This window comes from Polyangium spumosum, assembly GCF_009649845.1.
GTDB classification, from domain to species: Bacteria; Myxococcota_A; Polyangia; order Polyangiales; family Polyangiaceae; genus Polyangium; species Polyangium spumosum.
This window is the reverse complement of sequence record NZ_WJIE01000005.1, coordinates 102,620-129,433: the sequence shown is the minus strand read 5'-3', so window position 1 is coordinate 129,433 and position 26,814 is coordinate 102,620. Positions and strand designations below refer to the sequence as shown.

The window sequence follows — 26,814 nt, the reverse complement described above, 5'->3', positions numbered from 1 at the left end:
GGATGAGCACGACCATGGGCGGCGCGAAAGAAACAAAAAATCTCGCGGGGAGCCGCGCGAAGAGGCGCGCCAGGGTGGCGTGGGCGTTCCTCTCGCCGGCCCTCGTCGTGACGGCGTTCGTGGCGCTGTATCCGCTCGTCCAGACCCTGTACCTGAGCCTCACGAACACCCGGCTCGGCAGCGAGGAGCCGGCTCGGTTCGTGGGTTTGTCGAACTATGTGGAGCTCGTCCACGATGGGTTTTTCCTGGACGCGCTCCTCCTCACCGTGCTCTTCGCCGTGCTCACCGTGATCCTGGAGCTCGCCCTCGGCCTCGGCATCGCGCTGCTCCTCGATGCTCGTTTCAAGGGTCGCTCCGCGATGCGCGCGGCGATGCTCGTCCCCTGGGCGATCCCCACGGCGGTGTCCACGCAGATGTGGAAATGGATGTACAACGACGTCTACGGCGTCTTCAATGACATCCTCGTCGATCGCCTGGGGCTCGTCTCCGAGCCGATCGCGTTCACCGCGGACCCGAGGACGTCGCTCGCCGCGGCCGTGCTCGTGGACGTCTGGAAGACGACGCCGTTCGTCGCATTGCTCCTCCTCGCAGGGCTGCAGCTCATCCCGCGCGAGCTCTACGAGGCCGCGCGCGTCGACGGCGCCACGCGCCTCCAGGCCTTCACGCGCATCACCCTGCCGCTCCTCCGGCCCGCCCTGCTCGTCGCGCTCGTGTTCCGTACGCTCGACGCATTACGCGTTTTCGACGTCTTCTACGTGATGTTCGGGAGCCGGCCCGACATGCAGACGCTGGCCACGTATGCCCACGAGATCCTCGTCAGCATCTCCGACGTTGGATATGGATCGGCAGTCTCCACCGCGATTTTCCTCGTCATCGCCGTCTTCATCGGCATTTACATCGCGCTCTTCCGCGGGAGGGAGGCATGAAGGTCCGGGCCACGGCGAAGCGCGTCGCGTTCGGGCTCTGCGTCTTCTGTCTCCTCGTGTATCTCGTGTTTCCTTTTGGCTGGGCGCTCGTGTCCTCGTTCAAGACGAACGCCGAGCTCTTCGCGACGCCCGCGCGGTTCTGGCCCGCGCACCCGACGCTCGAGCATTATCGCCACGTGCTCGCGAACGACGATTTCCTCCGCGCGGCGCTGAACAGCGTCTTCGTGGCCTGCTCCGTGACGCTCGTCTCCCTCGCGATCGGCGCGCTCTCGGCGTTCGCCCTCGGCCGCTACCGATTCCGCGGCCGCAGCCTCGTGCTCTACGTCGTCCTCTCGATGACGCTTTTCCCCCAGATCGCCGTCCTCGGCGCGCTCTTCCAGCTCGTCAATGCGCTCGGCCTCTACAACCGGTTGCCGGCCCTCACCCTGACGTACCTCGTCTTCACGCTGCCATTCACCGTCTGGGTGCTCACCGGGTTCCTCGAAGCCGTGCCGATCGAAATCGAGGAGGCGGCCATCATGGATGGCGCGTCTCCGCTCCAGCTCTTCGCGAAGATCATGCTCCCGCTCGCGGCCCCCGGGATGGTCACGACGGGGCTGCTCTCCTTCATCGCCGCCTGGAACGAGCTCCTGTTCGCGCTCTCCTTCATGCAGACCCCGGACAAACGGACCGTGACCTATGCGATCCTCTCGTTCTCCGCGACGACGAGCTCGGCCTTCGAGGTGCCCTGGGGGCAGATGATGGCCGCGTCCGTGCTCGTGACGACGCCGCTCGTCGTGCTCGCGCTGATCTTCCAGCGACGTATCATCGCGGGCCTCACCGCGGGAGCGGTCAAGGGCTGATCACGATTCTCGCAGGCGCTCGCCGAAGAAGGCGAGCACGCGGTCGAGCGCCTGTCGCGTGGGGTGACCGGCCTCGTCGACGAGGTCGCTCGTCACGACGGAATGGGCGCGCCGCGGGATGCCCCAGGGGTTCTGCGGGCCCGAGTCGATTTCGATGGATTCGAGCGCGGGGCCGAGGGCCTTGCGTAACGACACGAAGCGCTCGCCCGGGCAGAGCGGGTCGTGCGTGAAGCGCATGGCGAGCACCTGCGCGCCGGCCGCGCATCGCTCCTTCACGGCGGCGAGGTCACGATCCGAGATGTGCATTCCGGCGCGGCGAGCCGCGCCGAGTCCGAGCGGCAACGATGGCTGGCTGAGCACCGGCGCCGCGACCACCGGATCCACCATGAGCGCGAGCGCGAAATTGCCGGTGATGCACATGCCGATTGCGCCGACGCCTCTCCCGCCGAGCTCCGCGTGGACGTGACGGCAGAGCGCGCGCAGCCAGTCGACGAGGGGGCTCGATTCATGGGCCGCGAGCACCGCGAACTCGCGTGAGATGCACGCCCGCGTGAGCTCGGTGATTGCATAAGGAAAGGAGAGCGGTCGTCCCGGCGTGCCGAAGAGCTGCGGCATGAACACCGTGAAACCCTCCGCGGCGACCCGCTCGGCGAAGCGCATCACCTGGGGCGTGATGCCGGGCATCTCGCTCATGACGACGACGCCGGGGCCACTTCCGCGGCGGTAGACGTCCCGGGTCGCGCCTTCGTGGGTGAAAGATTCACGCGAAAAGCCGTCGAGCTCGATGGGCATGGCCGCGGAGGGTAGCGCGGATGCGGGCGCCGTTCAATGGAGGGCCTCCACGGCCTTCTGGTGCACCTCTTTGCGTTTGCGAACGACCGAGGGGGCCTCCGCGGGCATCGGCGCGGCCATGGAGTCGTCCGAAAATTCGTACTCGTACCCCGAGGAGGGCGATTTCGGCGCGGGTCGGTCGGCCTCGGGCATGTCCTTGGCCACCGAGGTCATGTTCGCCGCGAGTTTCTCGAGCTCGGCGCTCGGCGTGCGCTTCGACTGCGCCAGGGCCGCCGCGGCGCCCTTCTCGAGCAGCCCGCGCGCGCGCAGGTAGGCGCCTTGCTTGCCGAGCTCGAGCGCCTGGAGCGTGGTCGCGGACGCCTCGGCGAGCGCGGCCGAGAGCTCGACGGCAGGGTTCTTCGCTCTCGCGACCTCGGCCTCGTCGAGCGTCGTGCGCGCGCCGAGGTACAGGCGCCGCTCCAGCCGACCCGCCTGCTCCAGCGCGTCGTCGAAGGTGAGCACCGCGTCGAGCAGCTCGATCGGCACGTCCGCCTTGCGAGGCGTCACCGTCATTCGAACGACGACGTCGCGGCTGTCCCCACGCGTGATGTCGCCGAGCGGCAGGTAGGCCCTGGCATGGCCCGGGGAGATCGTTTCACCACCAACGATCGCGTCGATCCGCACGCCCGGGCCGGGCGTCAGCGCGACCGCGGCGTTTCGGCCGTACACCAGGTCGAGGCGATCGAGCTCCTCCCGGAAAAAACCAGCCAGTTTGTCGGCGGTCTCGATGTAGCGGTACCTGCCGCCCGAGAGGTCCGCGAGCTTGCCCATGAGCATCTCGTCGTAATCGAGCCCGAGGCCCAGGGTCGTGATGGCGACGCCACGATCGGCGGCGCGCTTCGCCGTGTATTCGAGGTTCGCCGGTTGGTTCGGGATCCCGTCGCCGAGCAGCACCACGCGGTTCACGCCGTTCGGGTTCACGTTCGAGAGCACCTCGTCGAGCGCCGTCTGGAGCCCGCCCGCCATTTCGGTCGTGCCGCGGGCCTCCATCGCGGCGATGCGCCGCCGCGCCTCGGCGCGGACCTCGGCGTCGAGCTCGGTCGAAGGGACGAGGACCTCGGCCTTCGAATGAAACACGACGACCGCGAGCCTGTCGCCGTCCTTCAGCGCGTCGATCACCTCGAGGCTCGCGCGCCGCGCGGCGGCGATCGCCTCGCCTTCCATCGAGCCCGAGGTATCGATGGCGAGCGCGACGTTCACGGGGCCACGCTCGCGCGCGGGGCGCGTGGACGTGGAGATGCGCAGCACGGCGTAGACCGTGCTGTCCCCGTTCGCGAGCAGCACGGGCGAGCCGAGCGCCACCTCCACGCGGATCGCGTTCGGATCACGCGCGCCGGGAGGCGAGGCGGCCGGCGCGCAGCCGAGGACGAAGAGGACGAGGGTGACGAGGGCGAAGGGGATCGACGTGCGAAACGCGAAAACTCTCATGGCGGCTCCGGAGCCCGCCTGAGACGCGCGGCGGCGCCCGAAGATTTGGATCCTCCGGCGAAATGTCGCGTCCGTGAACGGAGGACCTCGTCGAGAATCGCCGAACTCCCCGGAAATGCCGCTCGGCCTGGAGTGAGCTCGGCTTCTTCACGCCCGATCTCTCGGAAAGGCTTGATCCAACGAGCGGCGTCCGTTATGTTGGACGATGCCACGCTTTGTTGGAGGTCGTCCGATGAACCAGCGCTACGCCCGCGTGATCAACCTCGACGAGGTCCGAAGGAAGCGCGCCGACGAGCAGCGCCGAATGGCGCAGGCGGGGCCCGTCGTGCTCGTCTGGGTCCCGGTCTGGTTCTGGGTCCCCGTCTGGCCGTCGATGTGAATGGAGGAGCGGCCCGCCGCGGGCGGGTCACTTCTGCGCGCTCGGCATACACATCATCATCGGCATCCCTCCGCACAACATCATCATGGGCATGCCGGCCGACATCATGCGGGCCATGGCCTCGCAGCGCTCCTTCATCATCTCCATGGAGGTGCCGTCGCCGGGCGTCAATTTGCAGGTGATTCCGTCCTTCGTCATTTCATAGGACATCCGGCACATCACGGGCATCATACCCATGCCCATCATGCCGGGCATCATGCCCATCATGGGCATCATGTTCATCATGCCGGGCATCATGCCCATGCCCATCATGCCGGGCATCATGCCCATCATGCCGGGCATCATGTTCATCATGCCGGGCATCATGTTCATCATGGGCGGCATTCCCCCCATGGGCATACCCGTCATGGGCGATCCCATCATGGACGAGGGCATCATCGACATCGGCATGTTCATGGCGGGCATTGCGTTGGTCACAGCGCGTTCTCCTTTTCTTCCGTCGTTCCAAGGCTCATACCCACCCGATGGCGGCGGCGCAATCAGGGAAATTCCTTCATTTCTGCAGTGCGCCCGGAACGAACGAAAAAACCTTTCCGGCCGTCCCGGTCGTGCGTAAGATCCTGGCCCATGCTTCGATACCCGCAAGGCCCGATTCTCGTATCTTCTCTCTTCCTGCTGATCGCCACGGCCGCCGGCGCGGCGCGCGCCGCGGATACGTCCACGCTCGGCAATCTCACCCTCCGGCCCACGATTCACGCGGTGGGCGTGACGGCCGCGGTCACGGGGGACGACGACGGCGACGCCACGGTGAAGCTCGCGTTTCGCAAGGTCGGCGAGGCGAGCTTCACGACGGGGCATCCGCTCCTCCGCACGCCCGGCCCGCGCCGCGGCAGCGCCCTCTTCCTCGAGCCCGCGACCGAATACGAGGTGCGCGTCACGCTCGACGATCCCGACAACGCCGCGCCCCAGGAAACCACGGGCACGATCCGCACCCGCGACGACGCGCCCCCGCCCCAGGGGAGCAAGCACCTCTACGTGGACGCGAAGAATGGCTCGGACGGCGGCGACGGCTCCGAGGCCTCGCCCTTCAAGACGATCAACGCGGCGGCCTCGGCGGCGGGCCCGGGGACGGTCGTGCACGTCGCGGCCGGGGTGTATCGCGAGACCGTGACCGTGAATGGAAGCCACGGCGGCGACGCGGGAGCCCCGGTCTGGTTCGTCGCCGAGCCGGGCGCCATCCTCGACGGATCCGACCCGGCGCTCGAGGACGGTTCGGTCTTTCAATCGGAGGGCGACGGCATCCATTCGGCGCCCTTCTCCGGCGCTTGCCAGTACGTCGCCGTGGACGATACGCGCCTCTACGATTACAGCTCCCTCGCGGACCTCCAATCCGGCGCGGCGGGCCTCGCGGGCGGGTTCTACGTCGACGCGGCCGCGAATCGAATCTACGTGAAGCTGCCCGACGGCGGATCGCCGGCAGGGCATACGATGCACGTGGCGGTCCGGAACGTCGGGTTCCTCCTCGATACCGTCAGCGACGTCGTGATCGAGGGGTTCGAGATCCGGTACCTCGGCGCCGATGCCGAGGGGGCGGGCATCGACGTTCGCGACACGGCGCGCGCGTGGGTCCGGAAAAACCATATTCACCACATGAACGCCGGCGTCCGCGTGCGCAGGCCCCTCGCGGCGGAGAACGTCATCGAGGACAACATCGTCCGCGACACGAGCATCTGGTCGTGGCCCTGGAGCTCGGTCAAGGGCCATACGCCCGAGGCGAGCGCCATCTCGATCACCGGCGGCGGGGGCAACATCGTGCGGCGAAACCAGCTCACGGGCACCTTCAATGGGGTCTACATCGGGGTTTTCGGGGACGCCTCGGAGGCGATCGCTCCGGAGACGGACGTGTACGACAACGTGCTCGTCGAGCACGGCGACGACGGGCTCGAGCCCGAAGGCGCCTGCGTGAACGTGCGCCTCTGGAACAACCACATGCGCGGGGTGCTGAACGGCGTCTCGCTCGCGCCGATCGACGTTGGCCCGCTGTTTGTCGTGCGAAACGTCATCGACGGCTTCAAGGAGCACGCGCTCAAGGTGAACAACGGCTCGCAGGGGTTCATGCTCGTGTACCACACGACGAGCCGGCCGGCCGCGGGCCTCGAGGGGGCGCAGGCGATCGCGCCCACGATCCCCTTCGCGAACCTGATCACGCGGAACAACATCTGGGCCTCGCACCGCTACGTCATCGAGAGCAGCGTCACGCCGAGCGGCCCCGTGGACCTCGACTGGGACAATCTGTACACCGACATCCTCGACGGGGCGCCGCGTTTCGTGAAATGGATCGACGTGAAATACGCGAACATCGCGGAGCTCTCGGCCTCGGGCACGATCGAGGGCCACGGCTTTCAGGTCGAGCCCGAATACGAAGACGCGGAGGGCGGCGATTTCACGCCGGTGGAGGGGAGCGGGCTCGTCGACGTGGGCGTGGTGATCGAGGGCATCAACGATCGATTCGTCGTCGGCGCGGCGCCGGATCTCGGGGCGTTCGAGCGGGGAGGGGTGGGGCCGCTCCCGGACGGCGGTTTGCCGGACGGCGGCTCGGGGGCCTCGTCGAGCGGCGCGGGCGGAGACGGCCCCGGTGGCAATGGCGCGGGCGGCGATGGCGCGGGCGGCGGAGCCGAAGAGGACGCGGGTTGTGGCTGTCGCCTCGGGGATGGCGCCGCCCCCGGGATCGGGCTGTATGCATTCGCGGCGCTCGCTTGGGGCCTCTCGCGACGGCGGAGGCGCGGCGCCAGGGAGTAGAGCGACCTCCCTCAAAAGCTCATTTTCATTCCCACGGACCCCGGCCCCACGACGAGCTCGGTGCGGGCGACGAGGTCCTCTCGCACGAGGACCTTCTGCTTGGCGACGAGGCCCGCGATCAACATGGCCGCCCCGCCGGCCTGGACGAGGCCGTCGAAGACGAGCAGGGGCCTCGCGATCGCCGCGTCCGACCCCCTGAAATCGCCCGCCCCGGCGACGATGAAGGGGCCGAGCACGGGCACGAAGAGCGCTCCCCAAGGGGCATCGTCGGATTGGGCCGCCGCCGCGCCTGCCGCCGTGAAGAGATAAAACGTCCCGAAGAGGACGCTGCCCGCGATGACGAGCCCCTTCCGGACGCGCTCCTCGAGGACGTATCCGGGAGGAATGGTTCCACCCTTGTACGGCATGATCGGCTTGCGCTCCGCACCATCGGCCGGATAGCCATAGCCGGGAGGCGGCGGCGGATAGGGATAACCGGGCTGCCCGTACGGATACGGATACGGGTATGGGTACGGGTACGGGCCCGGCTGCGCGCCGGGCGGCGGAGCCCCGGGCGGCGGCGCCGCGTCCGCGGGGGGCGGGGGCGGCGGCGGCAGCGTGGTCGCGGTCGGGGGCGGCGTGGCCGCGGGCGGCGGCGGGGGCGCGTTCCTCGTCTGGGCAGCCGACGTGGCCGGCGCCGCGAGCAAACCGAGGCCGAGGAAAGCGGCGCCGAGGCGCCCCGCGTATTTCTTCCGCCCCTCCGTGATAGATGAATTCAAGGTCGTTCCCTCCGCCCGGGCGCGTGATCCGCGAGCCCTGGGAAGCATCGTATCCCGGGTCGGCGTCGCGCCGCAAGATGAATACGTGCTCCTCACCCCACCGGACGCGCCGCGTCAAGGCGTGGCGCCGGGCCCGAGCTCCACGCGAATCCGGATCGACTCCTCCGCGATTTGCTGCGGATCGACGCCGATCTCCGTCAACAGCATCTCCGCCAGCCGGACCGCGACCTCGGCCTCCTCGTAACAGACGGCCGTCGCGTGGTGGCTCTCCAGCGTCGCGCGCTCGTTCATGTAATGGGCGCGCACGAAGATGGGTAGATCGGGCTCGAGGCTCCGCACCACGTTGACCACCGCGGCCCTCGTCTCGGGGTTCGGCGTGGTCAAGACCAGGTAATCAGCGGTCTCGATGCCCGCGGCCTGCAGGACCTCGGGCCGGCGCGCGTCGCCATACACGGCGTTCCGGCCCGTATTCGAGAGCTCCGTGACTGTGTCGATGCTGAGCTCCACGATCACGGAGCAGACGTGGAAGCGATCGAGGATGTCCACGGCCGTACGGCCGACGGGGCCGTATCCCACGACGATCGCGCGGATCTCGCATTCGCGGGTCGGCTCCTTCGGGGCCCGGTCTCTCAGCGCCTCGCCTCGCGCCTCTGCGCGACGGTTGAGCCATTGCCAGATGGACGGCCGCGCGCGCAGCCAATCCTCGAGCGGATCCATCAGCCGGAAGAGCAGGGGGTTCAGGGCGATCGACGCGATCGCGCTCGCCACGAGGACGCTGCGCCCCTCCGCGGGGAAGAGATCGAGCCTCAGCGCCGCGTCGGCGAGGATGAACGAGAATTCGCCGATCTGCGCGAGGCCGATCGCCACCGTGAGCGCCGTGCGGACCGAATACCCCGAGACGACGACCACGACGAGCGCGGCGAGCGGCTTGGCGAGCAGGATGATCGCGAGCACGGAGAGGACGAGGCCGGGCGTCTCGATGAGCGAGCGGGGATCGAGCTGCATCCCGACCGTGACGAAAAAGAGCACGGCGAATGCGTCCCGCATCGGGAGGGCGTCGGCGGCGGCCTGGTGGCTCACCTTCGATTGCCCGACGACCATCCCCGCGAGGAACGCGCCGAGCGCCATGGATGCGCCGAAAATGACGGCAGAGCCCGTCGCGACGGCGAGGGCGACCGCGAGCACGGCGAGCGTGAAGAGCTCGCGGCTCCGCGATCGCGCGACCCTCGTCAAGAACCAGGGCACGACGCGTGCGCCGACGACGAGCACGAGCACGACGAGCGCGGCGAGCTTCGCCAGTCCAACGCCGATGAGCCAGGCGGTCTGGGCAGCGGAGGCCTCTGCGCCGCGCAGGGTCGCGAGCATCGGGACCATGAGGAGAATGACGACCGTGAAGATATCCTCGACGATCAGCCAGCCGACGGCGACGTGCCCCTGCGGCGTCTCCAGGGCGTCGTGATCGGTGAGCATTCGGATCAGCACGACCGTGCTCGCCACGGAGACCGCCATGCCGAGCACGAGGCCGGCGGCGCCGGACCAGCCGAAGGCGAGCGCCACCGCGGCCCCGATCGTGGTGGCGAAGAGGCTCTGGACGACCGCGCCCGGGACCGCGATTCGCCGGACTTTGAGGAGATCGCCGAGGTGGAAATGCAATCCCACGCCGAACATGAGCAGGACGATCCCCACCTCGGCGAGCTGCCCGGCGAGCTCGAGGTTCGCCACGAAACCGGGCGTGCTCGGGCCGACGACGATCCCGGCGAGCAGGTAACCCAGAATGGGCGACGCGCCGAGCCGCCGCGTGATCATGCCGAGCACGAGCGCGACGAGCAGCCCGGCCGTCAGCGTGAGGATGAGGTCGTACGTATGCATTCCGTGGAAGCATACGGAGCAGGAGGCGGGCCGTTGCGAAAGCCTGGCGAGCGGGCGTCTCGGGGGCGGGCGCCCGCTCGCGTCGGGAGAGCTTGGGAGTGCGAATCAAGCAATGGCGCGCACGACGCCGCCGTCCACGAGGAGCGCCGCGCCCGTGGTGGCAGACGCCCGTGTGCTGCATACGTACGCAATCATGGAGGCGACCTCGTCCGGCGCGGCGAATCGCTGGATGATCGAGCTCGGCCGCGCCGTGGCGAAGAACTCGCGCTCCACCGTGGCGACGTCGGCGCCGCGCGCCGCCGCGAGTTTTGCGACGAAGTCGCCCACGCCCTCCGACGCCGTCGGGCCGGGCAGCACGCTGTTGACGGTCACGCCCGTCCCGCGCAGCGTCTCGGCCAGGCCCCTGGCGACGGCGAGCTGCGCCGTCTTCGTCATGCCGTAATGGATCATCTCGGCGGGGATCTGCAGCGCAGACTCGCTCGACACGAAGACGATGCGGCCCCAGTTGCGGGCGCGCATGCCGGTCACGTAATGCCGAGACAAACGTATGCCGCTGAGCACGTTGGTCTCGAAGAACCGGAGCCAGTCCTCGTCGGGGATCTCGTCGAATGGCTTGGGCTCGAAGATCCCCATGTTGTTGACGAGCACGTCGACGTCGGGGAGCTTCGTGAGGAGCGTCTTGCACCCGGCCGCGGTCGAGAGGTCCGCCGCGATGCCCTCGATCGTCGCGCCGGGGAGCGCGCGCCGCAGGGCGTCCACGGCGCTCTGCACGCGGGCCTCGGTCCGTCCGTTCACCGTGACATGGGCGCCTTCGCTCGCCAGGGCGTGCGCGGCGGCGAGGCCAATTCCAGCCGTCGAGCCCGTCACGAGCGCCCGCTTCCCCGTCAATCCCAGGTCCATACCTTCCTCCTTCGGAAAGAACGATGGTAGCGCGCGGCGCGGCGCGGCGCAGCGAGCCCTGCCGTTTTGCAGGTTCGCCCGGCGGTCCCGTCGTCGGCGTGTCGGAGGGAAGAGGCTTGTCAGTCCGCCGGCGGGGGCGGCGGGGCGGGCGGCGCCGGCGGCGCGGGGGGCATCGGCGCGTGATGCGGCCCCGGCGGCATGGGCGGCATGGGCGGCATGGGCATGCCATGTGGTCCCGGCGGCATGGGAGGCGCGGGCGGCAAGGGCGGCACGCCGTCATGGTGCTTCTTGTGCGCCCTCTTGTGCTTCTTGTGCGCCTTCCGGGACTCTTTCTCGGCCTCTTCTGCGGCCTCGCGCGCGTTCTCCATGGCCCGGCGGCGGATCTCCGGCATCTGCTCGCGTAGCTCGCGCAGGCGCTCCTGCATTTCCTCGCGCGCCGCTTGGAGCTCCTCGCGCGCCGCCTCGAGGTCCTTGCGCGCCTGCTTGCGCGCCCGCTTGATCTCCTTCTCGACGCGCTTGCGCGTGGCCTCGTCGGGCGCGTGCTTGCGCGCCTGCTCGAGGGCTCGCTCGAGCTCTGCGTCGATCTCCTCCGGCGTGGGGATCGAGCGCTGGAGCTGCCGCATGTCGATTTCGATCTGCGGATCGACGTCGACCTCGACGTTTGGCGCGCCAATCCGAGGCACGTGGACGCGGATGCGGCCTGGGCCACGCGTGATCTCCTCGTCTTCGTCGTCCTCGTCCTCGTCCTCGTCCTCGTCCTCGTCCTGATCGACGTGACGGCCGTGGTGCCGGCGGGCGTGCTCGTCGCCGTGACGTTTCTCCGGTCTGGCGTGGTCCTTGGCCTTCCGCTTGTGTTTCGGACCCTCGCAAACGGGCGTCTCGTCCTCGTCGTCCTCGTCCTCGTCGCTCGTGACGACGAGCAGGGGCCTCGGTCCGGGCGCGGCGCCCTTCTTGGCTTGCGGCGATTGCGCCGGGGGCAAACCTTTCGCCTCGGCCACGCCGCAAGCGCTAGGCGCGAGCAACGTGAGCGCGGTCAGGACGAAAGCGACGATGGGCGCGGCCCACAGCGGCCTTCGCGGCTCCGTGGTCAAACCCTCGCCCCGCACGAGCCGCTCGACCCGCTGCCGGAGCTCGCTCGTCCCCGCCGCCATCGTCGGCACGGGCAGGCCCGACATCGGCCGGTGCACCCAGCGCGCCACCTTCGTCAGGCATTCCGCGAGGTCGAGCGGGCGCGCCGTGCGCCGCGCGGCCCAATCGTCGGCCAGGAGCTCCGCGCACGCCGAGAGGCGGTGCGCCGCCAGCCAGTTCAAAGGCTGGAAGAAAAACACGCGGCAGAATACGCTCGTCACCAGGCGAAGCAGCGGATCACGCCGCGCCACGTGCCCGAGCTCATGCGCCAGGACGCTCTCCTGCGCGTCGGGCCCGAGCTCCTTCGTCACCCGCTCCGGCACGCAAATCTCGGGGCGGCGAATGCCGAGCGCCATGGGGACGTGCACCTTGTCGGACGCGCTGAGCAGCGGCGCCCGCATACAGATGGGCTCACGCGCGGCGAGCGTGGCGAGCATGTCGCCGAGCGGCCCACCTTCGAGCCGACGCCGTCCCTCGAGGCGCTTGCGCAGGAAAAGGAACGAGCGCCCGAGCGCGCCGAGCAAGAGGATCGCGCCGAAGGCCCACCCCGCGACGAACACCTTGGACCACGAGAGGAAGCTCTCGCGCGTGGTTTTCGCCGCCGACGCGGATTTCGCCTCGATGGGCACAATGGCAGCCGCGTTCGTCGTGGTCACGATGACCGCCGGGCCCATGTCCGTCGTCACGACGATCTCCGTCGCCCGGGGCATTTCGCGCTGAATCGCGCGCTCCGTGGACGGCGGCGGCTCGGCGAGCGAAAAGGTCCCGCCCACCGGGCGGAGCGAGGCCGCCGTCTGCACGGTGGCCGTGACGAGACCACCCACGAGGGCGACCCGCCACGCGAGCTCCTGCCAATCGGGGCGATTCCGCGACAAACGGTCGACCAGCCACGCGCCCCCGAGGAGGACCGTGCTGTGTATCAGATACGTGACCATCCATCCCACGAGGGTACTCATCGCTTCCCTTCCTTCTTCCTGGCGGCGGCGATCATTCGTTCGAGCTCGGAGAGTTCGTCCGGGCGTATCTCGTGTCGCGAGATCAGGTGCGACACGAGCGCCACGGGATCGCCTCGGAAGAGGCGCTCGGTCAGGTCGGAGACCATACCCCGCGTGACCTGATCCTCGCTCACCGTGGGCCGGTAAATGAACTTCCGGCCGTCTGCGCGGTGCGCCACGACGCCCTTCTCCTCCATCTTCTTCAGCATGGTGGCGATGGTCGTGGGCGCGAGACCACGCTCGGAGAGCAAGGCCTGGTGCACATCCGTGACCGTGGCCTCGCCGATCTCCCAGAGCACTCGCATGATCGCGAGCTGCAAATCACCGAGGTGCGTGGGCCTCTGCCCCCCCTCGGCTTCGTCCTCGAATGTTTCCTTACCCTTGTCCCTGTTCGACACGTGCTCCTCGTCTCTACTACCTGAGTAATACTACCTGGGTAGTTGATGGAGGGCAAGGAAGATCGTCGGAGCATGGAAGGTCGGGATCCTGCTCGCGTGGCCCGGCGGCGACGACGTCGCCCCGAGGAAATAACGAAACCAAGGTTTCCCTTCGCGCGTAGAATCGACCTCGATGTGCCTCGGGCGAACGGGGGGGATCCGGAGCACATTCAAAGGAAGGGGAGATATGCAAGGAGCTTCGATGAGCAGGCCGGAGCGGCGTCGGTTGGGGGGCGCGCTGGCCGGCGTTTGTGCTCTGATACTGGGAAGTGCAGTGACCGGGGCGGGCTGCGGCGACGAACCGACGAATCCGTCGACAACGACGAGCTCGTCCTCGAGCTCGGGCAGCGGCGGTACCGGCGGCGGCGTCGGCGGCGCCGGCGGAATGGGCGGCGCCGGCGGGATGGGCGGCGCCGGCGGAATGGGCGGGCAAGGCGGCGCAGGGGGAGGCGCCGAGCTCTGCCCGACGCCGGCCCCGGGCGCGACGCGCGGCGCAGCCGTGGTGATTTCAGCGGACGACTCGACCGTCGTCGCCGTGAACCGCGGCGCAGGCAGCGTGACGGTCCTCTCCGTCGAATACGACGCGGTGGACGGCCTGCCCGTGCTCACGAAGAAGGCCGAGCTGCCCGTGGGCGGTGAGCCGTGGCAGGTCGCGATCGACGGCTGCGGCGAAAAGGCCTATGTCGTGGTCCGCAAAGACCAGAAGGTCGTGGAGATCCAGGACCTCAAGGGCACGCCCGTCGTGGGCAAGGAGGTCGCCGTCGGGAGCGAGCCCACGGCCATCGCGATCACGCCGAACAATACCTCGCTCTACGTGACCAACTGGATCGACGGCACGCTCTCGCACATCGACATCGGCTCGCTCACGGTGGTGAAGACGGTCGATCTGAACGGGCCGCTGGCCGGCACGGGCCTGCTCGGCCCCTCGGTCACCGCGGACAAACCCCGGCCGGCGCTCGCGCACCCGCGCTCGCTCGCGATCACGAACGACGGCGACGCCGACGACAGCGACGAGAAGATCTACGCGACCGAGTTCTTCGCCCAGCGCACGGCCCCCGAGCAGATCGACGCGCAGGGCACGTCGAACGTCGACACGAACTGGGCGGGCATCGTCTACGCCGTGAAGTCCGACGGCGCCGTCGGCACGATCTTGCTCCCGTCCCTCGAAGACACGGGCTTCGTCGATTCGAAGGGACAAACCACGGGCTGCTTCCCGAACCAGCTCCAGTCGATCACGATCCAGAAAGACCTCGCGTACGTGACGTCGATCTGCGCCTCGCCGGCCGGCCCGGTGGGCCCGTCGCAGAAGAACGCCTGCACGACGAACGCGCAATGCTCGAACGTGAACGTCCTCAGCACGTGCAATACGACGGTGGGCTCCTGCACGTATAGCTGCTCGAACGACGCCGATTGCGGCGGCGACGCGCCCCCGGGGACGTGCGAGGGCGGCGGGCCGCTCGGCGGCGGCGCGTGCCGGCCGATCCCGACGAACGCAAAGACCGTGGTGCACCCGGTCGTGAACGTGCTCGACACGAAGACCGACATGGCCCTCGCCGCCGCGCCGACGAACCTGAACCGGGCCTTCCGCGACGCGTACGTCGGGGCAAACGTGCCCGACGACGCGAATCGTCGTTATCCGCTGGTCGCGAACGACATCGCTTTCGTCGGGGCCACGGGCGAGGCTTATGTGCCGGCGAACGGCGCCGACGCCGTGTTCCGCGTGAACTTCGACGATACGAGCGGCGCCGTCACGGGCGTCGGCGCGATGGAGAAGAAGTTCATCGACCTCGCGCCCCAGGCGCTGGCCGAGAGCCTGAAGGGCGTGGGCCCCGTCGGTATCGCCGTGGCAAACACGCACGCATTCGCGTTCGTCGCGAATGACATCAGCCGCAACGTGTCGGCCGTGGCGATCGAACCGAGCAAGCAGGTCGTCGCGGGCGCGGACCTCGGCTCGGCGCGTGTCGTCGCGACCGCGCCCATGCCCGCCGATCCGGCCGGGATGGCGGCTCTGCGTGGCAAGCGGATCTTCAACACGGGGCTCGGGCGCTGGTCACACCGAGGCCAGGCGTGGGTCTCCTGCCAGGCGTGCCACATCGACGGGCTGAGCGACAACGTGACGTGGTACTTCGCGCGTGGGCCGCGGCAATCGACGAGCCTCGATGGCATGTTCGCCTCGAACGACCCCACGGACGCGCGCATCTTCGGCTGGAGCGCCTTCTTCGACGAGCCGCACGATTTCGAGAACAGCGCGCGCGGCACGCAAGGCGGCGTGGGCGCGCTCGTCACGACGGACAGCAGCCCGCCGGTCCCCTCGGATCGGGTGAACCTCGCGAGCACCATGCTGTTCCCGCCCGCGGGCGCCGTCGGGCTCAACGGCTCGGCGAAGGAGGTCAGCGATACGGTCAGCGTCCGGAAGGACTGGGACGATTTCGAGGCCTACGCGCGAGGCATCCGCTCGCCGCGCAAGCCCTCGAACCTCGACCCGGCCAAGGTCGCGGCGGGCATGACGTTGTTCATGGATGGCGGGAGCTGCCAGGGCTGCCACGGCGGCGCGAAATGGACGCTCTCGAAGCGCTTCTACACGCCGTCGGCCGCGACGAACGAGGCGCTTCTGGCGAAGGCGTACGAGGGTGACGCGCTCGTGGCCGCGGGCTTCCCGGCGGCGCTCTTGCCCGCCACGGCGAACAACCAGTTCATGCGCGGGCCGAACCCGAAGAACGCCGGGCTCGATCAGATCCAGTGCGTGCTCCGCGCGGTCGGGACCTTCGAGAGCTCGCCGGCCGCGGTGAACGTGATCGAGGTGCGCGCCGACATGATCACGAAGGCCCAGGGCGACGAGGCGAACGGCAAGGGCTTCAACGTGCCGTCGATCCTCGGCACGCAGGTCGGCGCGCCGTTCTTCCACGCCGGCAACGCGCGGACGCTCGAGGAGCTGTTCTCGAACACGTTCACCGCCCACAACAAGGCGCTCGCCGCGCCGAGTTATCTCACGGGGGCGAACGACGTCGAGAACCTCGTGCAATTCGTGCTCTCGATCGACGAGGACACGCCGCTCGTCGACCTGCCGGCCATGGCAGGCCCCAAGGGCGGCGATTTCTGCGCCGCGCCCTGAAGGCCGAGTTCCCCCGCGCCTGAGGGGACACCGCCCGCTCCGCTGCGTCGCGGGGCGGGCGGCATTCTCGTTTTTATCGCGCCGGGCGGCTTCGACGCGGGGCCCCGAGGTTCGAATGGCCCGATCGACGGAGGGCGTACTCCATTCCGCTCTGGAGCGTGCCCAGCGTGACGAACGATTTCATGTCCACGTCGAGCGCGATGAGCGTCTGCGCGATGCGCGGCCCGATGCCCGTGAGGACCGTCTCGGCGCCGAGCAGCCGGAGCGCGGAGGCCACGCTCACCAGCATCCCGGCCACCTGTGTATCGACGTGCTTCATGCCCGTCACGTCGAGGATCACGACCCGAGCCCCGAGGCGCTGGGCGCCGTCGAGGGCCACGCTGAGCACCTGCTCGGCGCGCTCGGTATCCATCGTGCCGATGAGCGGCATCACCACGATGTCCTTCGTGATCGGCAAGAGCGGCGTCGACAGCTCGGCGAGGCGCGCGCGTTGCCCCGCGATGACCTGCTCGTGCAGCTCCGCGCGCTCTTGCTCGATCTTCTTGCGCTCGCAGAGCTCGCTCTCCAGCGCCTGGTTCGTCTCGAACAAGCTGTCGTTGACGCGGCGTATCTCCGCCGTCCGGTGCGCGACCTCCATCTCGAGCCGCTCGTTCACGCGCTTGACCTGCTCGTTCGCCGCGCGGTCGCTCTCGATGAGGCGCGCGATTTCAATGGCGATGGCCGCCTGCGAGGAGAGGAGCCCGAGCAGCTCGACGCGCGCCGCGTCGAAGACGCCGGGGGTCATCCGGTTCTCGAGGTAGAGGGCGCCGGAGAGCCTCCCCTGGTGGAGCAAAGGCAAGCAGAGGATCGATTTCGGCGCGAACTCCTGGATGTAGGGGTCGTCCGAGAACCGCGACGCTTTCCGCGAGTTGTCGAGGACCACGTACTCGAGGGTGCGCGTGACGTAATGGATGACGCTCCTCGCGCAATGCGGCGCCTTCTCGAGCGGCTGGCCGCGCCCCACGTCGAGCGAGCTCTGGCCGGGCTGGAAGGTCGCTTCGACGACGAGCCCGCCGTCCCGCGCGAGGATGAGCGAGCCCTGGTCGGCGCCGGCGTTCTCCAGGACGAGCTTGGCGAGCCGATCGATCACCTTGAGCAGGTCGATTTCGCTGGCGATCTCCTGGGCGGCGCGGACGACGAGCGCCGCGTCGCGGAGGCTACCGTAGCTGGTTTGTCCGATGAGGGTCCTCGTCGCCAGCGACGCGCTCTGGCTGCTCGTGGCGGACGCCGAGCGCGTGCGCGAGACCTCGCGGAGGGCGGGCCAGATGTGCGTGGCCTCATTCTCCAGCGCCGCGACCTTCGGCGCCGCGCCCCAGTGCGCGTAGGCGCGGTAGGCGTTTTTCATGTACCCGCCGCCGGCCGTCGGCGCGCCGATGCTCAGGTAGAATTTGGCGCAGAGCTCGCCGGCGAGCGCCTCGAAATGGGGGGCCTTGTTCTCCTGGCAGAGCGTGATCGCGCGCTCATAGAGGCGGATCGTGCCTTCGATGTCCCCCTCCACGCGCGCCGCCTCGGCGTTCACGAGGGCCTCGAGGTGGCCGAAGCTCTTCGGGGACCAGGCGGCGAGCTGGGCGACCTCCGTGCGGCATTTCTTCAAGTTTGCCGCCCGTCGCTCCGCCTCTTCAGGGGCCTCCGCGCGGGGTAAGCCGAGGAGGACGAGCGCGCGGAGGCAGGGGTGCATCTTCGAGGCGAGGTTGCCGCCGGCATAGAGGATCGTCCGTTCGGCCTCCTGCGAGATCTCCCAGGCCTCGTCGTACTGGCTCTGCACGAGGCAGACGAGCGTCTTCACCACGGCGTGGTGGACCTTGGAGTTACCGAAATGCTCGTCATCCAGGCGGGCGACGTACTCCTTTTCATTGAACGTATCGTCGTCGAGCGACGTGCAGCTCTGCGTCTTGCCGGCGAGGCACGCCACGGCCTGGCGGACGAGGGTCATGGTGGCGATGGCCATCGGCTGCCGCGTGCGACGGGTGAGCGCGAGGTTCCTGTCGGCGTTCTCCAGGACCTGCTCGATGGGATCCCCCGCGAAGAGCTCCCCCATCGATTCAAGGAAACAGGCGACCCCGAGCATGTGGTATTCGCCCGACTCCACGCCGCGATGGCGCGCGGCGGCCCAGAGCGGCGCGGCTTCCCGTATCGGGTATTGCATGGAGATGCAGCTCCCCCAGGCCACGTTGAGCCGCGTGAGCTGCATGCCGCTCGGGAACCGAGCGTTGATGGCCTCGGCGAGCTGGCAAAACGCGATACCCTCGGGCACACGCCCCAGGATCGTCGAGAGAATGTAGCCGGCGGCTGCGAGGGGATACGCGACGACCTCGGTGGGGCCATGCACGAGCGAGACGTTGACGGCCCGAAGCGCAATGACGCCGAAGACGACCGGGCCGAGGTGATGCGCGCCGTCGCCGATGGAATCGAGGATGCCGATGACGGCCTGGATCACCGGATCCTGGGCCTCCGGCGCGCCCTCGATGTCCTCGATTCGCCGCCCGCCGAGGTTCGTCGTGATCTTCGCGAGCTCCCCCATCATCACGTCGAAGGACGAGAGGTCCTCCATCGTGAGCGGATGGCCGAGGAGCGTGAGCGCGTCGCAGCCGACCTGCATGGCCTCCGTGAAGTGGCCGTGCGAGGTGAAATTGTAGATGCGTTGCCGGTGGATCGACGCGCGCTCGAGGTCGGTCTTCGCCTTCTGCATGAGGCGGGTGAACAGCGACTCGGCCTGCGCGGAGTCGCCGCTCAGATACGCGCACTGGCCGCCCTCGAGGAGGAGCTCGAAGCAAAGATCGTGGCGCGTGTCCCAGTCCCTCTCGCGGAGCAGCTCCCTCCCGGCGCGCGTGTATTCGGCGCCGGCGTGATAGGCCGTCGCGGCCTTCGCCCTCCGGCCGGCGCGCAGATTGATCTCGGCGACGTCGAGCCGCTCGGCCGGGTCGGTGATGAGCGAGGCGCCGAGGTTCAAATGGTGGACGAGATCGAGCAGGTCCTCGTCGCGGGGGCGCTCGCCCGAGCGCTTCCGCAAGAGGCGCCCGATGGAGAGGTGGAGCTGCGTTCGTTGCTCCGGCGCCGCGAGCGTGTAGGCGGCCGAGAGGACCCTGTCGTGGACGAACTGATAACGGACGCCGAAGAGCGACGCCGAGAGCCCCCGCGCCGAGCTGCCCGGCCCGGCTTCGAGGTACCTGTAATCGCCGTCGAGCGACACGACGAGCCCCGCCCGCAGCGCCTCCCAGAGCGCCGCCGCGACCTCGTCCGCCGGCTTCTCCGCGATGGTCGCGAGCGAGCCGAAATCGAAGGAATGGCCGATGCAGGCCGCGCGCTCGAGCACGTGTTGTGTCTCCGGCGAGAGGCGCCGGAGGACGCCGACCATGAGGTCGACCACGTTGTCGGTCACGTCCGCCGCGCGGAGGGCCGCGGTGTCCCATTGCCACGCGCCGATCTCCGCGTCGAAGCGGAGCAGGTCGCGCTCGTACAAGGCGACCATGAACTGGTGCGCGAAGAACGGGTTGCCCTGCGTCTTCTCGTGGACGAGGTCCGCGAGCGTCCGGACCTCCTCGGGCGCGCTCGTGAGCGTGTCGGCGACGAGGCTCCCGACCATGTCGCGATCGAGGGGCGAGAGGTGGATCTTCGCGGCCGAAAAACCCACGCCCTCGAGCTCGTCGAGCAGGGTCGTGAGCGGATGGCCCGGCGAAACCTCGTTGTCGCGATACGCGCCGATGACGAGCAAATGGCGGCTGAACGCGTCCGTGAGCAGGAGCTGCAGGAGCCGCTGCGAGGTGGGATCCATCCACTGGAGATCGTCGAGGAAGATGACGAGCGGGTGGGCCTCGGTCGCGAAGACGCCGAGGAAGTTCTGGAGCGTCAACTCGAAGCGGTTTCGTGCTTGATCCGGGGGCAACTCCGGCAGGCGTGGTTGTTCGCCGAGGACGAGCGAGAGCTCGGGGACGAGCTCGGTGAGCAAGCGACCATTGCCCGCGAGCGCCGCGAGGAGGTCTCTTCGCCAGCGCGCGAGCACCTCCTCCGGCTCCGACAGGAGCTGCTGCACGAGCTCCCGCAGGGCCTGCACGACGGGCGCGAGGGGCACGTCGCGCGAGATCTGGTCGAACTTGCCCGAGATGAAGAAGCCGCCGCCGTGGCGCGCGATGATCTTGTGGATCTCGTGGACCAGCGCCGATTTCCCCACGCCGGAATAGCCGGAGACGAGGCAGAGCTCGGGGCCGCGCGCGCGGGCGCGGCCGAACGCCTGGAGGAGCGCGTCGATGTCCTTCTCGCGGCCATAAAGCCGCTGCGCGCGGCGGAGCTCCGGCGCCTTGTCGCGCTGACGGAGCGGAAAGGGCGCCATGGTCCCTTTCTCCTTCCATTGCCGCAGACATTCCGAGAGGTCGGCGCGGACCCCGGCGTCGCTCTGATATCGCTCCTCCGGCGTCTTCGCGAGCAGCGTCATCACGAGGTCCGAGAGCGGCGCGGGCACCGTCGGCACGAGCTCGCGCGGCGGCACCGGCGGGCGCGTGAGGTGGCTCTGGACGATCTCCGAGAGCTCGCGCTGCGCGAAGGGCACGGAGCCAGTCAGCATCTCGTAAAGGATCACGCCGAGCGAGTAGAGATCCGCCCGCGAATCCACGGCGCGGTTCATTCGACCGGTCTGCTCGGGCGCCATGTAGAGGAGCGTCCCCTCGAGCGAGCGCGGCCCCGTCGGCGCGTGGAGCTCGCGGGAGAGGCGCGCGGATATCCCGAAATCGATGAGGTGCGCCCTCCAGGTCGCCTCCTCGACGAGGATGTTCCGCGGGGTCACGTCCTTGTGGAGGATCCCCTTCCGGTGGACCGCGGCGAGCGCGTTCGTGATCGACAGGGCAATCGTGAGCGCGGTCTCGATATCGAGCCTGCGTTTCTCCAGGATCTCGCGGAGCGTCGGGTGGCCGATGTCGGCCATGATCAAGACCACGCCGCGGCCGTGCTCCTCGAGCGCGAGCGCCTCGGGCGCGCATTCCTCGCCGAGCTCGCGCAGGATCGTGAACTCGCGCCGGAGCCGCCCCACCTCGCGGGCCGTGGGATATTCGTTCTTCGTCTGCTTGAGGACGACACGCCTGCCGTCGGCGACCGACCGGGCGCGGAATACGAAGGTCTCGGCCCCCTCGTAGATGGGGGTCAGCGCCGTGAAACCTTCGAAGGAATCCCCATGGAACCCATCGAGGGCGGGAAGGGTCGACTCCGCGGCCATGGCATCTCCTGGTCATGTCCCCCGATGGGATCATGGAGGCTATCCGTTGCCGCGCTCTGTAACAAGGCTTCGTGGTCGAGCCGATCGATTTTGTGCGGTGATGTCAGCGCCAGAGAGTCGACGCAGGAGACCGTCGCGCGGGTGTCGATGGTGAGATGAAAAACACGTGCGCCCGAGCGATGGCTCGCATTCATTCGTCGCCGTCGCGGATCCCGTCCTCGTCGCGGTCGATGCCGATGCGCTCGCCGGACCCCGGGGGGACGCTGGTGAACGTGAGCTCGCTGTGGAGGAGCTGCGCGACGAGGACCAGCATGGGCCGCGAGAGCGGCCCGAACGACTGCTTGCTCGAGACGAACTGGTTGCCGCCGACGTAAAGGAAGCCGATCTCCTCGGTCGCGAACCGCATCTTCGCCACGACGTCGCATTCACCCTCGTCCGCGCGCGCGAGGAAGAGGTCGAGGCGCGCGCTCGCCGCGGCGCCGTTGTGTTTCGTCCACGTGAATTGCTGCCCGACGATCGGCGCGAGGTTCGAGTCGAAGGCCAGGATGTATTGCTCGACCTGCCGCCGCTTCTGGTCGCCGTCGCCGCCCGGGCGGTCGTCGAATCCGGCGGGGCTGAAGCCGCTCAGGAGATCGAACCCGATCGATTGCATGAAGCGGAAGATGGTGTCGTGGCTGCCGTCGTTCACGAAGCCGAAGCCGCGGATCTGATCGTCCTGGAAGTCATTGTCGCCAGGGTAGATGTTCGAGACTTCCCCCATGCCGAACATCCCAACCTTCGTATAAAGGTTGCGCAGGTGCGGGATCTTCATTCCTTGCGGAATCTCGTTCAGGATGTACTGGCCGTCCGTGCCGAAGAAGCCGGGGATGGGCTCGCCGAACTCGGCGTTCGCCGCGGGGTCGAGCCTGTGGCATTGCTCGCACGACCGGAAGATGGCGACGTCCGGCGTGAAGAAATGGTCGCGACCGGCCTGTTGATCCGGCGTGAGGGAGTTGTCGAGGTGCCGGATCGGATTCGGCGGATACATGATCTGGAGCGCGAAGTCCGCGAACGCCTCCATGTCCTCGTCGGGGATCACCTCCGTGCGGCCCATGAGCCCGACGAAAGCCGCCTGGAACTCCTTGAACGCGCCGCGCTCGTCGAACGAGCCTCCATTCGGCTGCACGCTCGGCTCTTCGTCGCCTCGGGTGCGGTCGCCGCGCCAGTGCATCGGGCCGTGGTTCGCGAGCCCGCGCAGGCTCTGCGTCGTCATCGGGCCCTTGAAGGCGTGGAAATCGTCGAACGTCTCGAAGAACTCCGGCATGACGAGCGAGATCGGCCCCGGCAGGGGGGCCGTGGTGGTGTCGGGATTGCCGAGGTCCCAGGCGAGGCTATCGACGTCGCCGAAGACGTGGCAGCTCGCGCAGGACGACTCGCCGTTGCTGGAGGTGAACCGGGCGTCGTAGAGGAACGGGCGGCCCTCGGTGACGCTCGGAGGCTCGGGGTTGTACAGCGGGACGCGCGCGGTGACGGCCTTGGTCGCCGTATTCACGACCGCGATCTTGTTGTCGAACCGCGTGAGCACGTAGAGCCGGCCGCGCGCCTCGTCGAGCACGAGGCCCGTCGGCCCCACGGGCGCGCCGCCGTCGTCGAGGATGATGTGGCTGCTCGCGTTCGGGACGAATGTGTCGTTTTCGAGCTGCGCCGTGTCGAAGACGCCGATCTTGCTCGATCCGTGGGCGGCGACGTAGAGCTTCTGGCCGTTCTGCGTGATGGCCATCTCGAGGGGCGTCGAGAGGCTCTTTTCGTTCGTCGGGTTCGGCAGCGGCGCCGGCGGCGCATTGTAATCGATGTGCTTGTTGAGGTGCCGCGGGCTCACGGTGCCGTCGCCGAGCACCGAGATCCGGGCCTCGTGCAGGTGCCCGCGTACGGTCGAGCCGGCGAACGTCCCCGGGCCCTCGAATCGCTGGAGGTTGTTCGCCTCGGTGTTCGTGACGTAGACCTTCCCGCTGACCGGGTTGACGATCATGTTGAAGAGGACCGTCCCCACGCCGGAATAGAAGCCCGACGCGCCCGGGAGCGGGGCCGGCGGGTTCGCCGTGGCGTCGATGACGAAGACGTCCTTGTCGGGCAGGTTGAATTTCACCGCCGGATCCCAGGTGGTGCCCGTCTCGTCGACCCAGTTCTCGCCGTTGTATTGCACGATGAGGGCGGTGGGAGGTTGCTCCACGCCCAGGTAGTCGGTGAGCGGCGCCGGGGGGCCTCCGCCCGCCGCCACGAGGTCCCGATGAATGGCCGTCGTCCGATTGCCCGTGTGAAAGCCCGCGGCGTACACGCGTGACCCATCCGGGCTCACGGCGAGCGCGCGCGGGGTGTCCGTGAACAGAGGGATGATGTGGAGAGGAGCGCCGCCGAGCGTGCTCGGGCCGAGGTTCGTCGCGTCGAAGACCCAGACGTCGGCGCGGCCGACGCCGGGGGTCGTGAGCTCGGGATCAAAAGGAGCGTTCTGGCCCCGGTGGGCCGTCGTGATGAAGGCGCGGCCCTTGCCGGGCCCGCCAAACACGATGTCGCGTGGCTCGTCTCCGACGAGCAGGGTCCGCACGACGCGCGGCGCAAAACCAGGGGTCACGTCGACCACGCTGACGCTGTCCGAGAGATGATTGACCACCCACACTTCGCCATTGCTGCGCGCCGCGACCGCGATCGGCTCGAGGCCCACCGTGACGGAGCCGATGTGGAGGAGGCCAGAGCTCGTGACGTAGAAAATCTCCAGACGGTTGTCGGGGGTGTTGACCGCGTAGAGCTTGTTGCCGTCGGGGGACAGCGCGAGCGGCCGCACCTGACCGCTCTCGAAGAGGGCAAAAGAGGAGGCTTCGGCCATCCGCGGGGCGGCGAGCGCCGCGAGAGCCGCAGCAAAACCGAGGATCGGGCCGAGGCGACGGCGCAAAAAGGGCAGACGCGCCCCGCTCTCCGGGATGGACGAATCCCCTTCGCCCGAAGCAAGTTCGTTCGACATGTGGCCTCTTTCTCGATGGGGAGATCGAAACGCGATCGCCACATCGGTACAAATGGAGATACCTACGCGCGCCAGCGGCGAACGCACGATCCGGACATGAGAAAATGCCGGGCCAAAGTGTATTATGCATGAAGGGGTTCGGCTTTCAAGAGCAATGTGAAACCGTTGTTCGACGTCGAATTTTCGACACCCGCACGCACGTCCGCATGGACGGTACGGACGTGAAATTTTATTCGAACTGGATCGGGGCGGGGGCGCGGGCCATCGCGGGATGGGGCCCGGCAGAGGTGAGGTCGGTGGTCAGAAGAAAGGCCGGCTCATTTGACGCAGTCGCAGCAGAGGCCGTCCGCGACGCCGGCGAGCGCCTTGTCGAGGCCCGCGGCGTCGCTCGCCTGGAGGTAGAGGATCTCCCCGCCCGGATCCTTGGCGACGTAGCCGCCCGGCCCCTCCTGGCAGCCGGCGGGGAAGCCCTTGGCGGTCTGACCGGCGCAGGCCATGTCGTTGAGGAACCCGGCGCCGACCCCACCCGGCAAAATGGCGCCCTCCGCGGAGAAGCCGACCACGAACGTGCGAATGCCCGAAGCGGCGAGCTGCTGTACGATGGGCAAGGGGCTCGGCGCGGGGCAAGACTGGTCCCAGTCGGCGCCGTCGGTCACGAGCACGACGTATTGGTCACGGCCGGGCGTCACGCTCTTCAACAGGTGATCCGTGGCCGTGAAGAGGGCCTCGCCGGTGGGCGTGCTGATGCAGAGGCGGGTCGCCGCGGGATCGAGGTATTGCTGGATGGCGCCGCCGCTCCCGAGGGCCGGGGGCACGACGATCTCGCCGCTCTCGCAGAAGGGGTTCGTGGCCTGTTTCGAATTCGTGACCCGCTCGGCGAGGGTGATACACGTCTCGCCGCCGGGGTCGCGGGGCCAGAGCTCGAGGCCGTACCGGGCGTGGTTGTCGCGGGGCGGGGCCACCATCTTCTCGATCGCGGTGACGGCCTGGTACCACTTGCTGCTCGGGTAATCGGGCCCGTCCGTGGGCGTCTCGCCGTTCGGGGTCTTGTGCATGGTGAGCGTGCGGTCGAGGGCGATGAGGATCTCCGGCGGATCACAGGTGTCCCCGCAATTGCAGCAGAGCTTGCCGCCGATCGATTTGAGGGCGAGCGCGAGCTCGGTGGAGCTCTCCGCCTTGAGGTAGAGCGGCGCGCCGGACGGGTCGGTGGCCGTGAAGTTGCCATTGCCGTCGTCGGCGCAGGAGGCGGGGAAACCCTTCGCGGTGCCGCCGGCGCAGGCCATGTTGTTGAGGAACTCGGCGCCCACGCCGCCGGGCTGGATGTCGCCCTCCGCGGAGAACCCGACGATGTAGGTCTTGATGCCCTTTTTCATGAGGGCCTGCGTGATGGGCAAGGGGTTCGGCTCGGGGCAGGAGAAATCCCAGTCCGCGCCGTCGGTCACGAGCACGACGTATTGCTCGCGCCCGGCGGCGGCGATCTCCTGGAGGTGCTGCTCGGCCGTGAGGAGGGCATTGCCGGTGGGCGTGCTGGTGCAGAGCGTGGTGGTCGCCGGATCGAGCAGCGCCTGAATGGTCGGGCCCTGGTCGAGGCCCGGGGAGATCGGGACCTCGCCCTCCTGGCAGGAGGGGTTCGTCGCTGGTTTCGTGTTTTGCACGCGCTCGGCGAGGGTGATGCAGGTGCCGCCGCCCGGGTCCTTCGGCCAGAGCTCGACGCCGAATCGAATGCCCTTGTCGAGGGGCGGCGCGACGAGCTGCTCGACCGCGGTGATCGCCTGGTACCATTTCGAGCTCTTGTACTCGGGTCCGTCGCTCGGCGTCCCGCCCTCGGGGGTCTTGTGCATCGTGAGGGTCCTGTCGAGCACGACGAGGACGTCGGGCGGATCGCAGACGTCGGGCCCGCCGACGCCGGAGCCACCCGCGGCGATGAATCCACCCACGCCGTCCCCGCCGGAGCCACCCGCGCCGCCGGAGCCGCCGGAGGCCGTGGCGTTCGAGGAGGCGCTGCCGGACGAAGTGCCGCCATTGCCGCCGCACGAGGCGGCGAGGGACACGGCGAGAAGAGGAAGGAGGAGGGAGCCAGCGAGGATGCGGGAGATCATGGCAAAGGGTACCTCGTCCCGTGGCGCGCCGACTACCCCTCCTTTTTTTCGGGAGCCCCTTGACCCTCACGTCG

The 26,814-nt window shown here is 68.6% G+C and carries 17 protein-coding genes; 6 read left to right on the top strand and 11 right to left on the bottom strand.

Features of this window, described 5'->3' with window-relative positions; translation table 11 throughout:
- Nucleotides 1–2 precede the first annotated feature (2 nt).
- A complete protein-coding gene (locus GF068_RS17950) occupies nucleotides 3–926 on the top strand; it encodes a carbohydrate ABC transporter permease (RefSeq protein ID WP_153820634.1) in 924 nt (307 codons plus the stop codon).
- Complete coding sequence (locus GF068_RS17945) at nucleotides 923–1,768, top strand: carbohydrate ABC transporter permease (protein ID WP_153820633.1); 846 nt, start codon at nucleotides 923–925, stop codon at nucleotides 1,766–1,768. Before GF068_RS17950 ends, GF068_RS17945 begins: the two co-directional genes overlap by 4 nt.
- On the opposite strand, the gene GF068_RS17940 is transcribed toward GF068_RS17945, so the two are convergent.
- Both GF068_RS17940 and GF068_RS17935 read right to left on the bottom strand, forming a co-directional pair.
- A complete protein-coding gene (locus GF068_RS17940) occupies nucleotides 1,769–2,560 on the bottom strand; it encodes a dienelactone hydrolase family protein (protein WP_153820632.1) in 792 nt (263 codons plus the stop codon).
- Between the two features lie 33 nt (nucleotides 2,561–2,593).
- Nucleotides 2,594–4,027, bottom strand: a complete 1,434-nt coding sequence (locus GF068_RS17935) for a vWA domain-containing protein (protein WP_153820631.1) — start codon at nucleotides 4,025–4,027, stop codon at nucleotides 2,594–2,596.
- A gap of 232 nt (nucleotides 4,028–4,259) precedes the next feature.
- Between GF068_RS17935 and GF068_RS17930 the strand changes: the two genes are divergently transcribed.
- Complete coding sequence (locus GF068_RS17930) at nucleotides 4,260–4,406, top strand: hypothetical protein (RefSeq protein WP_153820630.1); 147 nt, start codon at nucleotides 4,260–4,262, stop codon at nucleotides 4,404–4,406.
- 27 nt (nucleotides 4,407–4,433) lie between these two features.
- Here GF068_RS17930 and GF068_RS17925 read toward each other — a convergent pair whose 3' ends face one another.
- Nucleotides 4,434–4,760: a hypothetical protein gene (locus tag GF068_RS17925; RefSeq protein WP_153820629.1), complete on the bottom strand. Its 327-nt coding sequence runs from the start codon at nucleotides 4,758–4,760 to the stop codon at nucleotides 4,434–4,436.
- Here GF068_RS17925 and GF068_RS45165 point away from each other — a divergent pair.
- Both GF068_RS45165 and GF068_RS46305 read left to right on the top strand, forming a co-directional pair.
- On the top strand, nucleotides 4,738–5,022 hold the full coding sequence (locus tag GF068_RS45165) for a hypothetical protein (RefSeq protein ID WP_153820628.1): 285 nt from the start codon (nucleotides 4,738–4,740) through the stop codon (nucleotides 5,020–5,022). The two genes, GF068_RS17925 and GF068_RS45165, sit on opposite strands and share 23 nt — an antisense overlap.
- An 11-nt stretch (nucleotides 5,023–5,033) precedes the next feature.
- The gene (locus GF068_RS46305) at nucleotides 5,034–7,205 is read left to right on the top strand and encodes a right-handed parallel beta-helix repeat-containing protein (RefSeq protein WP_153820627.1); all 2,172 of its coding nucleotides are present in this window, start codon (nucleotides 5,034–5,036) and stop codon (nucleotides 7,203–7,205) included.
- Nucleotides 7,206–7,216: 11 nt separating this feature from the next.
- Here GF068_RS46305 and GF068_RS17910 read toward each other — a convergent pair whose 3' ends face one another.
- From GF068_RS17910 to GF068_RS17890, 5 genes are all read right to left on the bottom strand, one after another.
- Nucleotides 7,217–7,963, bottom strand: a complete 747-nt coding sequence (locus GF068_RS17910; RefSeq protein WP_153820626.1) for a hypothetical protein — start codon at nucleotides 7,961–7,963, stop codon at nucleotides 7,217–7,219.
- 114 nt (nucleotides 7,964–8,077) lie between these two features.
- Complete coding sequence (locus tag GF068_RS17905; RefSeq protein WP_153820625.1) at nucleotides 8,078–9,832, bottom strand: cation:proton antiporter; 1,755 nt, start codon at nucleotides 9,830–9,832, stop codon at nucleotides 8,078–8,080.
- 105 nt (nucleotides 9,833–9,937) lie between these two features.
- A complete protein-coding gene (locus tag GF068_RS17900; RefSeq protein ID WP_153820624.1) occupies nucleotides 9,938–10,732 on the bottom strand; it encodes an SDR family NAD(P)-dependent oxidoreductase in 795 nt (264 codons plus the stop codon).
- A 119-nt stretch (nucleotides 10,733–10,851) separates the two neighbouring features.
- Nucleotides 10,852–12,816: a M56 family metallopeptidase gene (locus GF068_RS17895; protein WP_153820623.1), complete on the bottom strand. Its 1,965-nt coding sequence runs from the start codon at nucleotides 12,814–12,816 to the stop codon at nucleotides 10,852–10,854.
- Complete coding sequence (locus tag GF068_RS17890; RefSeq protein ID WP_206079495.1) at nucleotides 12,813–13,253, bottom strand: BlaI/MecI/CopY family transcriptional regulator; 441 nt, start codon at nucleotides 13,251–13,253, stop codon at nucleotides 12,813–12,815. Before GF068_RS17890 ends, GF068_RS17895 begins: the two co-directional genes overlap by 4 nt.
- A 313-nt stretch (nucleotides 13,254–13,566) precedes the next feature.
- Here GF068_RS17890 and GF068_RS44295 point away from each other — a divergent pair, with 313 nt between their 5' ends.
- The gene (locus GF068_RS44295; protein ID WP_153820622.1) at nucleotides 13,567–16,404 is read left to right on the top strand and encodes a YncE family protein; all 2,838 of its coding nucleotides are present in this window, start codon (nucleotides 13,567–13,569) and stop codon (nucleotides 16,402–16,404) included.
- Between the two features lie 73 nt (nucleotides 16,405–16,477).
- Here the strand turns inward: GF068_RS44295 and GF068_RS17880 are convergent, their stop codons facing one another.
- From GF068_RS17880 to GF068_RS17870, 3 genes are all read right to left on the bottom strand, one after another.
- Nucleotides 16,478–21,646: an AAA family ATPase gene (locus tag GF068_RS17880; protein WP_153820621.1), complete on the bottom strand. Its 5,169-nt coding sequence runs from the start codon at nucleotides 21,644–21,646 to the stop codon at nucleotides 16,478–16,480.
- A gap of 190 nt (nucleotides 21,647–21,836) precedes the next feature.
- A complete protein-coding gene (locus tag GF068_RS17875; protein WP_275939178.1) occupies nucleotides 21,837–24,641 on the bottom strand; it encodes a YncE family protein in 2,805 nt (934 codons plus the stop codon).
- Between the two features lie 317 nt (nucleotides 24,642–24,958).
- A complete protein-coding gene (locus GF068_RS17870; RefSeq protein WP_153820620.1) occupies nucleotides 24,959–26,740 on the bottom strand; it encodes a vWA domain-containing protein in 1,782 nt (593 codons plus the stop codon).
- Between the last annotated feature and the right edge of the window lie 74 nt (nucleotides 26,741–26,814).